This window comes from Haladaptatus rarus, from assembly GCF_054177585.1.
This window is the reverse complement of record NZ_JBPEHG010000006.1, coordinates 196334-208812: the sequence shown is the minus strand read 5'-3', so window position 1 is coordinate 208812 and position 12479 is coordinate 196334. Positions and strand designations below refer to the sequence as shown.

The 12479-nt window shown below is 60.7% G+C and carries 11 protein-coding genes and 1 pseudogene; 11 read left to right on the top strand and 1 reads right to left on the bottom strand.

Features of this window, described 5'->3' with window-relative positions:
- Window positions 1-33 precede the first annotated feature (33 nt).
- From ACR3FE_RS15490 to ACR3FE_RS15440, 11 genes and pseudogenes are all read left to right on the top strand, one after another.
- Window positions 34-561, top strand: a complete 528-nt coding sequence (locus ACR3FE_RS15490) for a DUF4188 domain-containing protein (protein WP_458208118.1) — start codon at window positions 34-36, stop codon at window positions 559-561.
- 255 nt (window positions 562-816) lie between these two features.
- Window positions 817-1617, top strand: coding sequence for a helix-turn-helix transcriptional regulator (locus ACR3FE_RS15485; RefSeq protein WP_458208116.1), 801 nt, complete (start codon window positions 817-819; stop codon window positions 1615-1617).
- Between the two features lie 213 nt (window positions 1618-1830).
- Window positions 1831-2718, top strand: a complete 888-nt coding sequence (locus ACR3FE_RS15480; protein WP_458208114.1) for an alpha/beta fold hydrolase — start codon at window positions 1831-1833, stop codon at window positions 2716-2718.
- Between the two features lie 194 nt (window positions 2719-2912).
- Window positions 2913-3143: a hypothetical protein gene (locus tag ACR3FE_RS15475; RefSeq protein ID WP_458208112.1), complete on the top strand. Its 231-nt coding sequence runs from the start codon at window positions 2913-2915 to the stop codon at window positions 3141-3143.
- A 146-nt stretch (window positions 3144-3289) separates the two neighbouring features.
- Window positions 3290-4099 (top strand): helix-turn-helix transcriptional regulator, encoded by an 810-nt coding sequence (locus ACR3FE_RS15470; RefSeq protein WP_458208110.1) that lies wholly within the window; start codon window positions 3290-3292, stop codon window positions 4097-4099.
- Window positions 4100-4137: 38 nt separating this feature from the next.
- Window positions 4138-4947, top strand: coding sequence for a helix-turn-helix transcriptional regulator (locus ACR3FE_RS15465; protein ID WP_458208108.1), 810 nt, complete (start codon window positions 4138-4140; stop codon window positions 4945-4947).
- 238 nt (window positions 4948-5185) lie between these two features.
- On the top strand, window positions 5186-6049 hold the full coding sequence (locus ACR3FE_RS15460; protein WP_458208106.1) for a hypothetical protein: 864 nt from the start codon (window positions 5186-5188) through the stop codon (window positions 6047-6049).
- An 88-nt stretch (window positions 6050-6137) separates the two neighbouring features.
- Window positions 6138-7127 (top strand): methyltransferase, encoded by a 990-nt coding sequence (locus ACR3FE_RS15455; RefSeq protein WP_458208104.1) that lies wholly within the window; start codon window positions 6138-6140, stop codon window positions 7125-7127.
- 3 nt (window positions 7128-7130) lie between these two features.
- Window positions 7131-8369 (top strand): serine hydrolase domain-containing protein, encoded by a 1239-nt coding sequence (locus tag ACR3FE_RS15450; RefSeq protein ID WP_458208102.1) that lies wholly within the window; start codon window positions 7131-7133, stop codon window positions 8367-8369.
- 63 nt (window positions 8370-8432) lie between these two features.
- A complete protein-coding gene (locus tag ACR3FE_RS15445; protein WP_458208100.1) occupies window positions 8433-9329 on the top strand; it encodes a glycosyltransferase family 2 protein in 897 nt (298 codons plus the stop codon).
- Between the two features lie 305 nt (window positions 9330-9634).
- A pseudogene (locus ACR3FE_RS15440) lies at window positions 9635-10925 on the top strand (transposase).
- Between the two features lie 693 nt (window positions 10926-11618).
- Here the strand turns inward: ACR3FE_RS15440 and ACR3FE_RS15435 are convergent.
- A complete protein-coding gene (locus tag ACR3FE_RS15435) occupies window positions 11619-12272 on the bottom strand; it encodes a ribonuclease HI family protein (RefSeq protein WP_458208098.1) in 654 nt (217 codons plus the stop codon).
- Window positions 12273-12479: the final 207 nt, after the last annotated feature.

Below are 12479 nucleotides of genomic sequence, written 5' to 3'. Positions count from 1 at the left end.
ATCATTATTCGCCTCCCTCGCCAACAAACTGTAATGTCACAGGTACTCAGCGGGCGGATGGCCGCGGAGATCGAGGGTGATTTCGTGCTCTACATCAACGGATTTCGGCTCAATAAGCTCCGTGCGTTCCCCAAGTGGTTGCGTGCTGGGCTGAAGAGTGGGAAGATGTTCGAAGAGCTGGCCGCGGATCCCGACAGCGGGTTCCTCGGCTACCAGCCCGCCCTGCAGGGGCTCCGCGGTGGTGGCACGATCCAGTACTGGCGCTCACTGGAGGACCTTCAGCGGTTCGCCCACGATCCGAACGATATGCACGTCCCGGCCTGGAAGTGGGTCAACGAGAGCATCAACAACGGCGAAATCGGCTTCTGGGCCGAGATCTACCTGATCGAGGACGGCAACTTCGAGACGTTCTACCGGGACATGCCCCCGAAGGGGCTGGGCGGGTTGACCGAGCTCGTCCCGATGGCTGACCACACGCGCCGTCTTGGCATGACGACGGGTCGTGCGACACCGGATAGGGGGCACCAATCGGAGGAGGCGAACGATGGTGAGAGTGAATAGTCAAACTGTTTGCTTTTCTGCTGCTTGGGCTGGACTCCATCGAGTTTCCGGGTCGACAATGCGATCGAATTCGCCGCGCTATAATGGGCAGACCCGACGTGCCATCCCCTTGCAGAATCGTTCGCACCTACTGCCAGAGAACCCACAAGAGGTCGGAAGGTCAGTCACGATAATGGGCCGTCTCCAGCGGTATTCGGGTCCGCAGCAATCTATCTTTATCAACGGAGGGGCCATAGTATCGGGAACCGACCAGTCATGGCGAGTCCTACCCCACTAGACGATATTGCGTTCCTCGCTCGGTCGCCCCATCGCGTCGCGGTCCTCGACGTGCTGGCAGAGGGGCCGAGGACTCGCAGTGAGATCAGGGAGGTTACCGAGATTTCCCAGCCGACACTCACCCGGATTCTTGGTGGGTTCGAGGACCGGAGCTGGGTTCAACGACAGGGCCAGGAGTACAGCCTCACGCCGTTCGGATCACTGCTGGCCGAGGAGTTCGGGGCGCTCCACGAGACCGTCGAGACGATGCAACAGCTCGAGACGATCGGTCCCCACCTTCCGCTCGAGGAGATGGACTTCGACGTCAGGCTGTTCCGGAACGCGAGGATCACCGTGCCGCGTCCGCCGGACGTCCAGGCGACCATCCGGCGCGGGGAGGACCTCATCAGGGACGCCTCGCGGGTCCGCTGGCTAGGCGCGTATTTCACGCTCGACTCCCTGCCGAAACAACAGGAGCTCGTCCTCGAGCAGGGGCAAACCCAGGAGATAATCATCGCCAGCGACGCCTTCGAGAGCATGCTTTCCCACTCGGAGGCAGTCCCGGTCGTCCGGGAGCTACTGGCGACCGAGGGCGTGAACGTCTACCGGTACGCAGGGGAGATTCCGTTCTCGCTCGTCTTGGCGGACGATGTCGTCGGGATCGTACCGTACAACGACGAGGGCGTCCCGTGTGCGCTCGTCGACACCGAGGACGAGACGATCCGCGAGTGGGTCGTCGACACGCTCGACGACTACCGAAATCAGGCCGAGTGGATCGGCGTCGACGACCTGCCGAGCTAACGGAGCATCTTCGACGACCTGTGACGCGGACGTTCACCTGCTGAAACGATTTCACCCGGCAAAAACGTGTCAATAGTTGTGCTTATCTACGACAGGCGCCTACTACGTTCGGAAGAAGGGCCCCATCCGCGTCCGGCCGAGGGTCGACCCGTCGTCCCCGTCGGGGTATGAACGACCTGCCCCGACGTGGACCCGAACTCCGGAGATACTCAGATGCCGACAATTCAGACCAACGGAATCGAAACGTACTACGAGCGCCGTGGCGAGGGGCCGCCGATCGTCTTCGTCCACGCAGCCATGCTGGACCACACAATGTGGGGGCCACAGATCGAGCGCTTCACGGACAAGTACGAGACGATTGTCTACGACCTCCGCGGGCACGGTCGCACCGGCGGGTCGGAGGTCCCGTCCTACTCGGCCGACCTGTGGGTGAAGGACCTCCACGCGCTGATCGAGGGACTCGGGCTCGAACGGCCCGTCGTCTGCGGGCACTCGCTGGGTGGGATGGTCGTCCAGGTCTACGCCACAAAATACCCCGAGGGGCTCTCGGGGGTGGTGCTCGCCGACACGTTCGTTCCCGAGCGCCTCCACTGGAGCGAGCGGCTCAACGCCTTCGTGCTGTGGAGCACGATTCTGCCGGTCCGGCTGTTGGGCCTCGCACGTATCCAGCGGGCGATGGTCAGGGTCACCACGCTCTTCGACGACGAGGCAGAAGCCGGCGACTACGCGACGGTCGAGCGGATTCAGGCGGAGATGCCACCGATCCCGGCCGACGAGTTTGCGAAGATCGTCCGGACGATCCTCGCGTTCTACCAGAAGGGTGAGGGCGACTACCCGTCGATTCGGGTCCCGACCCTGGTCATGTACGGCGAGAACACGATGGGACTCGGCCGGCGACACTGCGAGAAGCTTGCCAGGGAGATTCCCGGCGCCTCACTTCGGGTCGTCCCCGGTGGCGGCCACGCCAGCAACCTGGACGACCCGGAGTTCTACAGCGACGCGATGGCGGAGCTGCTCAAACGGGTTGACTTCGTACGGGGTGACGCACCTGATGATTCGACTCCGGAGCAGGCCACTCCCGACGGTGGTGACGAGCACTGACTGGCTGCGATGGCTGTCGAACCGGTGAGTTTAGCTGAATTACAGGCGGGTAAGCCCCCTTCCTCAAGGAGCGACCGAAGGGAGCGAGTAGGGAGGGGATTCACCCGCCGTCTTTGGTTACTTTCACTGTACGCCATAGCCTTACTACTGCGGCGTTCGAACAGTGTAGTAAGACACTCACGCCACTGCGTCCGTTGTTCAAACGCGACAAGAAGCGTGCATCGGTCGCGGCAGTCGAGTGTCCATCCGGTAGGAGTGGGACACTCCAAACCGCCTGTCAAGGGAAGTCGCCTGCGGAGTCTGGAACCGTCCTCAGAACCATCAGTTCTGATGGGCCGCACAAGAGCGTCGCTCTTGTGGACGCTGTGGAATCGGTTTCTGCAAGTTCCGACACTGAAACAGGAACCTCCCACCTCAGCAAGTGAGGGCCGGGTAGGCCCGAACGCGGTAGGTGGGAGTAGTTCACCTCGCACATACTCTCATGCAATTTCGCAATGTGTCTCCAGCAGCGGGGAGACCCATAATAACCTCTAATACCGTCGGTACAGAATGTAAGGGGTATCGAATACCGATGGCGACCCCCGACCCACTGGAAGACGTCGCGTTTTTGGCCCGGTCAGCCCACCGCGTCCAGGTCCTCCGAACCCTTGCTGAGGACCCCACGACTCGCCCCGCTCTCCACGAGATGACCGATATCTCCCAGCCGACGCTCGGGCGTATCCTCGAACCATTTCAGAACCGGAACTGGGTCGAACGCCGCGGGCAAGAGTATGCCCTCACCCCATGGGGAGAACTACTCGTAGACGAGTTCGGTGAACTGCTGGACACGGTCGAAACCATCCAACATCTCAGTATCGTGAGTCAGGTACTTCCGGTCGATCAAATTGACTTCGACATTCGTCGGTTCGGATCTGCGACGATCACGACGTCACAGGCTGGGGATGTCCTCCGCCACGTACGGCGGGCCGAAGAATTACTGAGTGGAGCAGACCACGTCTGCATCGCAGCGGACACGATTGCGCCCCATTCCCTCGAGGAGCAGCGCGACCGCATGGTGAACGCGTCCGGGGACGGTCCCCTGATCGAATCGGTCATCACCGGTGACGCAATCGAGCAGGCACTCGCGGAGCCGCAGCTCGTCGGCTTCATACGGGACCTACTCGGGTCAGGACAGGCACCCGTCTACCGCTACGACGGGACCATTCCGATGATGATCGCCACCGCGGACGATATTGCAATACTGGCGCCCACCGACGAGCAGGGTATGCCCGGAGCCCTCATCGAAACCGGGGATGAAGTCATCCGGGCGTGGGTCGACGACCAGTTCGACGCATACAAAGAGAAGTCTACGGAACTGACGGCCGACGACCTACCACACTAATGTTCCGATAGTCCGTAGTACCGGAGCACTGAGCAACCATGTCGACGCCCGATCCATTGGACGATGTCGCATTTCTCGCCCGGTCGCCCCACCGTGTAGGGGTGCTCGAAATCCTCGCCGAGGGACGCATGACTCGCCGCGACCTTCACGACGAAACCGGCATCTCCCAGCCCACACTTGGGCGTATCCTCGAACCCTTTCGGGATCGCAACTGGGTCGAACGCCGGGGACAGGAGTACGCCCTCACCGCGTGGGGCAACCTTCTCGCGGACGATTTCGGTGACCTGCTGGAGACGGTCGAGAGCATCCAGCGGCTCAGCGACGTGGTCCAGCAGCTCCCGATCGACGAAATGGATTTCGACGTCCGGGAATTTCGCGACGCCACCCTGACGAAACCGACGGCCGGGGATGCGTTTCGTCACGTCCGTCGGCTCGAGGAATTGTTCTTCGGGGCCGACCACGCCCGACTCCTGAGTCCGACAGTCGCGACTGGGGCGCCTGAGGACTACGAGGAGATGTCTCAAGAGTTCCTCGATGGCGACCAGTACGCCGAGTCGGTCGTCCCTGGTGAGGTACTGGCCCAGGTACAGGCTGACGAGACGTACGTCGAGATGTTCAGACCAGCCTTCGAGTCGGGACGTATGCGGATGGTCGTCTACGATGGACCGATTCCGTACCTGCTCGCGATCACAGACGGAATCACGCTCTTGGCACCGACCGACAATCATGGTATCCCGATCGCGCTCGTCGAGACCGAGACCGAGGTGGTCCGTGCTTGGGCCGAGTCCACGTACGAGGAGTACCGCGAGGAAGGCACGGAACTCACTCTCGACGACATCCCCGGGTGACAGCACCGACGGACGGCAAGGTTGCGAGGGGTGAAATAGTTGCCATAAGCATCATTATCCACACAGGTAGCCAATCATCTCCTGCAATGGCAACCTACGTATCGACTCCAACCGCTGCTGGCGGACTGGCGATTCTACACAGTTCGCACGCCTCCGATCACATCTCGATTCCCGGCACCACTGTGTCGGTCCACGGGCTGTGGACGAATGTTCGCTCCAGCAGGAGAGGTGACTGACGATGGCGCTCGAGTCACTCCAGGGGAAGAGCAAGCGGTACCTCGCGCGGATGACAGGGTTCTACCTGTCGGTCGTCGCCTTCGTGTTCTTCTGGCTGCTGGCGTTCAACTTCCAGCTGGTCGCCGTGTTCACGGGGTGGTTCGACCCCGCGCTCACGGACACGATCCACTTCGTCCACAACGTCGCGGGGGCAACGTGGCTGTGGATCTGGGGACTGGCGATGCTCGCCCAGCTGTACAGGCCTGCCCGGCGCATTACTGCCATGCAGGTCGCCCTGATCCTCACCCTCATTGACGCTGGCCTCGGCCCGGTTATCCATCTTATCGACGCTGGCCCCGCTGCCGCCGTGGGTGCGGTCGATCCGGCGTCCTGGATGTTCTTCTTCGGGCCGGTGTTCGTCGCCGGTGCGTTGCACCCGGCTCGAGGCGAACTGCTCACGCTCTGGGGCTTCGACCGGGATAGCGTCGACCCCGTCCTGCTCGGTCTGGTCGCCCTCGCGGTCGTTCCGGTGGTCCTCTACGCACTCGGACAGGCGAACTACCAGCTCGTTCTCACCGACGAGCACGCGGAACTCGGCCACTACGCCACGATGACGTACGTCTCGCTGAGCATCATCGCCCTCGCCGGGCTCGCCGCCCTCCGCAACCGTGGCTGTCGACTGGCCGCGTACGGCGCCGGGACCCTGGCCGCGATGCTCGCTATCGCGTCGGTGTTCCAGCCGACGATGTCGGGCCTCGATACCACCTGGGCTGCACTGGCGGTCCTCTGGGCGCTCGCCCTCATCGGGGCATACGAATGGTCGGTCCGGCGCGAGACGATGCGTTCGACCGCAGCACCGCCGAAGCAACCGAACGTGTCGCCCTGAACTACCATCCCTCCACAAGAAGATGCCCACGAATCCCAACTTCCTCGAACGGCTACTGCTGTTTCGACTTAACAGGGGACCCGCCCCGATGCTCGATCTCTTCGGTGCCGCGAGTTTCGAGGCGCTCACGCTGGCACTCGACATGGGACTCATCGACGCGCTTGATGATGAGGCACTCTCGGCGGACGAGATCGCTATCCGATTCGATGCCGACGAGAACGGTATCCGAATTTTGCTCGACTTCCTTGCGTCACAAGGTTACGTGGTCGAGCGGGCAGGCCGCTACCGGAACACCGCAATGACGACGAAGTGGCTGACTACGGGCTCGGAGACGAACCTGGCGCCGTGGCTGTCCTTCTGGAACGAACTCGTCCTCCCCTTCTGGGAACGGCACCTCGAGCGCGCGGTCCTCGACGGAAAGCCACCGATGACCATCTACGAGTGGTTCGACGAAGAACCGACGCGGTGGGAGACCGCCCAGGACGGGTTCCGGGCGGCTGCAGCCGTCGTGGTAGACGACATCACCGAGCAGGTCGATGTCCCCGACGGTGCATCGACGTTGCTCGACGTCGGCGGCGGGCACGGTCTATACGCGATCGAACTGTGTCGGGCGCATCCTGGCCTCAGCGCCACTGTCTTCGACAATCCGGACGCGCTCGAAGCAGCCCGGCGAGAGATCACGGCCGCGGGAGTTGAGGAACGAGTGACGACGTCCGCCGGGGACTACTGGTCTGACGACCTCGGGAGCGGGTATGACATCGCGCTCGTCTTCAACGTCATCCACGCCCACGACGACGCGGAGAATCGCCGATTGCTGGGTCGCGTCGGAGAAGCCTTGCGACCAGGGGGCCGAATCGTCATTCTTGACCAGTTGGAGGGCTCCGCGAGGATGCCCGTCGGCAAATCGTTCCTCGGGTTCGAGGGGTTGACCTACCTGTCCACGTTAGGCGCCAAAACCCACCCGTACGAAGATGTCGTCGAGTGGCTTCGATCGGACGGATTCGAGAACGTCACGCGGTCCACGATAGGCTTGGGAGGGCCAGGAAGTACACTCGTTCAGGCGACGAGAGGGAGGTAGTAGATGACGATCCAAGCTGACGGGGAGTCGGTCATCGATGGGACTGTTGCCGATGGCTTCGAACCCGTACGAGTGGCGTTTGCGGAGAACTTTCGGACCCGAAACGAACTCGGAGCCGCCTGCACCGTCTATCATCGCGGCGAAACGGTCGTCGACCTCTGGGGTGGCTACCGGGACACCGACCGCGTGTGTCCGTGGGAGGCTGAGACAATGGTTCTCGTAGCGTCAGGGACGAAGGGGATGACGGCGGCGGCCATCGCCGTCGCGCTCTCACGGGGGCTGTTCATGCTTGAGGACCGCATCGCTGACCACTGGCCAGCGTTCGCTCAGCACGGAAAGGAGGAGGTCACGCTCCGGCAGTTGCTGAGTCACCAAGCGGGGCTCGCGACGCTCGACGCTCGCCTATCGCCCGAACAGATCGCCGACACGGAGTTCCTCTCTGATCTGCTCGCAGCCAAGGAACTCGACTGGGAGCCCGGCACCCGTCAGGGCTATCACGCGTACACCTTGGGCTGGTACGCGAGCGAACTGCTTCGGCAAACCGATGGGCGAACGCTGGGTGAGTTCTTCGCCGAGGAGGTGGCCGCCCCGCTCGGCCTCGAGTTCTACATCGGCCTCCCCGAGGAGATCCCGTCCGACCGCGTGGCCGACCTGGATGCGTTCGGGGTGCTGGATATGCTCCGGAACCTCCACAAGTTATCACCACGGTTCGTCTTGTCGTTTCTCAATCCGTGGTCGGTGACGAGTCGGGCGCTGAACGTACTCGCCACCAACACCCCGAGCGACCTCGACAGTCCGGACTTCCGTGCAGCCGAGATCCCCTCCTTCAGTGGCATCGGGACTGCCCGTGCGATGGCTCGGCTGTACGGCGACCTTGCGACCGGCGGCGAGGCACTGGGTCTCGACGAGGCCGTGTTCGCGGAACTGACCGCTCCACCGGTGCCGCCGTCTGGTGACCGGAAGGACGTCGTCATCGGCATCGAGACGGCGTATGCGATGGGGTACTCGAAACCGTCGCCCGACTTCCAGTTCGGAACCTCCGACGCCGCGTTCGGCACGCCGGGCGCTGGCGGATCGTTCGGGTTCGCGGACCCCGACTTGGAACTGGGCTTCGCCTACACACCGAATCAAATGGGTCTCCACCTGAAGGACGATCCCCGAGAAGTGGCACTCAGGCAAGCAGTCTATGAGTGCATCGAGGACCAGGGTTCAGAGACTGCTCAAGCTCGTACCGACCACTAACTAAATGCATCAAAATCCCATCATTATGAAAATCACATGACAATTACAGATCACCACTCCCCGATGAGTGTCCTCCTGCCGACAAGGAAGTGGACCGACAGCTGTGCGGAGCTGGCTAGTCAACTCAGAGACGAGGACGAACTATTGATTATCCACGACGATGAAAACGACCCTGTCACCGAGCGGCGAGACTACCCTGAGGGTGTCCGGCTCATCGCCGCCGGCGAGCCAGAGCGCTGTTCCGGGAAGGCTAATGCAATTGCCGTCGGGATGGAGGCTGCGTGCCACGACCGACTCGTTTGGACAGACGACGACTTCCACCACCCCCCAGACTGGCTGGCGACCCTCGGTGCGGACTATGAGGAATACGTGCCAGTGTCGGAAGTGCCGTACTTCGTCGGCCGAGATCCCCTTTCGGTGGTGCTCGAACCGCTGTACGCCTCTGCTGGCTCGCTACCCCTCTACCTCGGTAATCAAATCTGGGGTGGCGCGGTCATATTCGACCGAAGCGACTTTGACGAGGTTGCGTTTCTGGATGAGCTTCGGCGGACGATCAGCGACGATGGGCTTCTCATGGAGTACTTACAAGTAACGACGGTTGGTCGGACGCGTGCCGTCCCCATCGGGGGGACTATTCGAGAGTCGTTTGAACGCCAAGTTCGGTGGACCAAGATTCTCCGGTGGCACGAACTCGGTGGTTTCATGGGGACCTATCTTATCTCGCTGCTCTTGTTCGCAGGTGCGGTTCTGGCTCCACTCCCGATGGCGGCATTTCTGACAGTACTGCATCTCGCCGTCAACGAGTTCTTAGGCGTCCGTCGATGGACGGCTTTCTTGGCCTATCCAGCAGTGTTTGTACTTGTGCCTCTCGTTCCATACGCGTTCGCGCGCCGAACAATCGTTTGGGGTAAAAGGCGATACCGCTGGCGCGGGAAGTTCGACGTGACGGTTGTCGAGTAGCGAGCCCAGCGGCACCTGGGTGACAACATTCTATTCGATCAGCGCTCGTCACCGGTTGTCTCGGCCGGATTGCTGTCGCCGGCCATAGCTCTCGGCTCTACTCGTGAGGGTCGCAGGAACGTTGCCCAACCGGCTGTGACAACGCTTCGTGGCTGCTATGAATTGCGTCCATGAGTCCCTGGCGCTCCTGATCAGGAAGTTCAAACGCCTGACGGATTTCAACGAGGCTGTTTGTTTCAAATTCACCACATAGGAGCGGTTAGACGGATTGTTGAGCATCTCGTGGGCAATATCTCGTAGTGCCTATGGACTGTGAGTCCCAGCGTACGGTCTTCCGGCAGATTGCACGCCGATCATATACTGACTGGCCAGTATACGATTCAACGCCACTGTATGATCGCACCCCACTCGCTGGGTTAGAGTCGGACGTTCGTGTCGTCGCAGGAACGTGGTTCAAACACAACGAACACGACTCTATAGAACAGTTCGTCTGTTCCCTTCCACTGGCCTATTTTCTCTTTGATGCACACGGCTGCTACGCAGGTTCGACACGCTACGAGATGGAGACGCTCTTTCGCGTGTTCGTCCTGAAAGAGTGTTACGGGTGGGATCATGAGACAGCGCTCGTCGAGTACCTCAATAACCGCCCTGAACTCTGTGGGCAACTGGGCTTGGATACAGTTCCTGACCAATCGTCCCTCTGGCGCAGTTGGCACAAACGATTCACCTCGGATCTCCGTGAGACAGTCGAGAAAGCCGCTCGAACGATCCTCATCAAGGCACAAAACGCGGATGTCACGGTCCCGCGCGAACCAGAACGGAGCCTCCCGCTTCGGGGTAACGACGCAGACGAATCGAAACTGGACAACCGAGCCATCCTCGACAACGCTTCGCCAATCACCGAGCACGTTAGTCGCGTCGTCTTTTCTGCGTTCTCGTTAGACCGCGGAGACGGGTGTGAGATCCACGAGAACGCCTACTGGAGTTTACAGACATATCTCGGGCTTCGTGAGAACCTGGCCGCCAACGAGGGCGCCCGCAGCTTTGTACACGAGTCAACGCGGGAGCGGACACCGCTCGGGCACGCCCACCGCGACCATCTCCGTGACCTCTCGATACCGGAGATTCGAGAGATGTATCGACAGGCGATCCGGCAACTCATCGACGAGGTCGCAGAGACAGAGGAATTCTTCCGAGCAGGACCGCTACGAGACTGACCGAAAGCTCCACCTCGGCAACAACGAGTGGCACGAGACGACGCTAGTCTATCGTCGGAAAGAAGACACTGAGCACGACGACCACCGACAATACTCGGTGTTCATGACGAATCGGGGGAGCGGGCATCTCACGGAGTATGGCTACCGCTGGGAAATCGAGAGTGGCTACAGGTCTATCAAGCGGTTTATGGCCGCCACCACGTCGAAGGATTTCGGGTTACGATTCTTCTATTTCGCGTTCGCCTGCCTGCTGTACTCGATTTGGCGAGCAGTGGACCTGCTCGTGCAGGTCGAATTGAGGGGTGAATATGAACATTCATCGATCGTGACGGAGGATAATACGCTGACGCTGCTGAAGAAGGAAACCAGAATTGGGTAGAGAGGCACTGGGTCTGAGTTATCGCGGTGTCTGAGTGGCTACACTACCAGACGTCTTCGAAATTCGACAATATAGTTGGTCGTACAATAGAAAGGACGATTGAGAGCCAATCCGGAGCCGTTTTCGATTACTGATTCGGCCGGAAGCATGCATCACAGCCTGGCTAAACCCGCTGTAATCTCAACTTCCCCATGGGAAATTTGCTATAGCAATATATGGTTTAAATATTCGGATATCTGGGTTTCAGTGGCCCTATCGCTCGATTTCTACAAAATCCCGTTCGAGCCGTTCACTTCTGCTTAGTTTGATAATAGGAAGTGAATTGGGCCGGGTCGGGGCTGTCGGCGAAGCAGATTTCGTCGCCTCAACCTACGAGCGGTTTCCACGGCGCAGTTTCGGCGGTCACCTCCCGGGTTACGCGTCGAGAATACACGACAATCTATGGCTTGGGTTAGTATGATATGCCAACACCAGAGGAGCAAGAGTGACTCACATATCGAGGCTGGGGAAATCAGTGATGTGGTCGACAGCACACGGGATGGGGAAGAGGAGTGATAGCAGCCCTGTTGAAACCTCCAACAAGTGATAGAAATCACGTGCTGGAGACAGAGGGTGTAGTCGGCACGTGGTTTCTATTAGCTTCTAAGGATTCCGACAGAGCCGGGATTTTGAATTTTAAGCGGCGTAACTCTACTATCCAGGTCCGAAGGACGCGATATCGGCTCCTACTGTCGCTAGTGCGTCGGCGGGGTTTGGGTCGCTGTCGGCCAGATGCGTGTACTGGTGTTCCGGGATTTTCGATAGTGCTGCTGTGACGGCCTCGCTATATGTCTCGACACCCGGTTCCGTCGGGTCATCGCCACCCCAGACATCTCGGATGACCGTCATCGAATCGATGCGCACTTCCAGCCTGCGTGGCTCGTAACGAGCCAACAGTTCGGAGAGTCCAAGTTGGAGGGCGACGTATTCGGCGGTGTTGTTCCCCGTCCGGGAGCCGACGGGTCGGCCGAGACGAGCGAGTTCGTCCTCCGCAGCGTTCATGATGACAGCACCCGCACCTGCGGGGCCGGGGTTGCCGCGTGAACTGCCGTCGACGTAGAGGACGAATGTGTCGCTCGTCGGCTCGGGGACGGGTGGCCGGGTGAGTCTCGACGCCAGTAGGCTTTCGAGCGCGCGACGCAACTCGGACGGGGTGGTCGCGGGGTCGAAGAGACCGCCGTAGCCGGGGACAGCGTCGTCGATGGCGTCGGTGGCGGCCGCCACCTCGTAGCCGACATCCGCGAGAACTTCGTCGACGAGCGTGGCGAGCGGCGAGAGGTATTCTGCCGGGAGGCGGTCGTCGGTCACGCCACTTCCCCCATTGCGCCTCGGTTCCGGGCCCACACACCCTCGCCACCAAACGATCTCGTTAGCTGGTCGCACCACTCCATATAGGTCCTCGGTGGTCAAGCGGGATAATCTCTTCAGTGGCACCGATGGCGGGCTATTTTGAATCAGTTAGCCCCTTGGAATCCTCAGCGGGTGATACGAACGGCGTGCTGCATAGAGAAGGTG

Coding starts and splice junctions, on each gene's coding strand:
- ACR3FE_RS15480 (WP_458208114.1), top strand. CDS start 1,831: ATGCCGACAATTCAGACCAACGGAATCGAAACGTACTACGAGCGCCGT.
- ACR3FE_RS15450 (WP_458208102.1), top strand. CDS start 7,131: ATGACGATCCAAGCTGACGGGGAGTCGGTCATCGATGGGACTGTTGCC.
- ACR3FE_RS15490 (WP_458208118.1), top strand. CDS start 34: ATGTCACAGGTACTCAGCGGGCGGATGGCCGCGGAGATCGAGGGTGAT.
- ACR3FE_RS15445 (WP_458208100.1), top strand. CDS start 8,433: ATGAGTGTCCTCCTGCCGACAAGGAAGTGGACCGACAGCTGTGCGGAG.
- ACR3FE_RS15455 (WP_458208104.1), top strand. CDS start 6,138: ATGCTCGATCTCTTCGGTGCCGCGAGTTTCGAGGCGCTCACGCTGGCA.
- ACR3FE_RS15485 (WP_458208116.1), top strand. CDS start 817: ATGGCGAGTCCTACCCCACTAGACGATATTGCGTTCCTCGCTCGGTCG.
- ACR3FE_RS15460 (WP_458208106.1), top strand. CDS start 5,186: ATGGCGCTCGAGTCACTCCAGGGGAAGAGCAAGCGGTACCTCGCGCGG.
- ACR3FE_RS15465 (WP_458208108.1), top strand. CDS start 4,138: ATGTCGACGCCCGATCCATTGGACGATGTCGCATTTCTCGCCCGGTCG.
- ACR3FE_RS15470 (WP_458208110.1), top strand. CDS start 3,290: ATGGCGACCCCCGACCCACTGGAAGACGTCGCGTTTTTGGCCCGGTCA.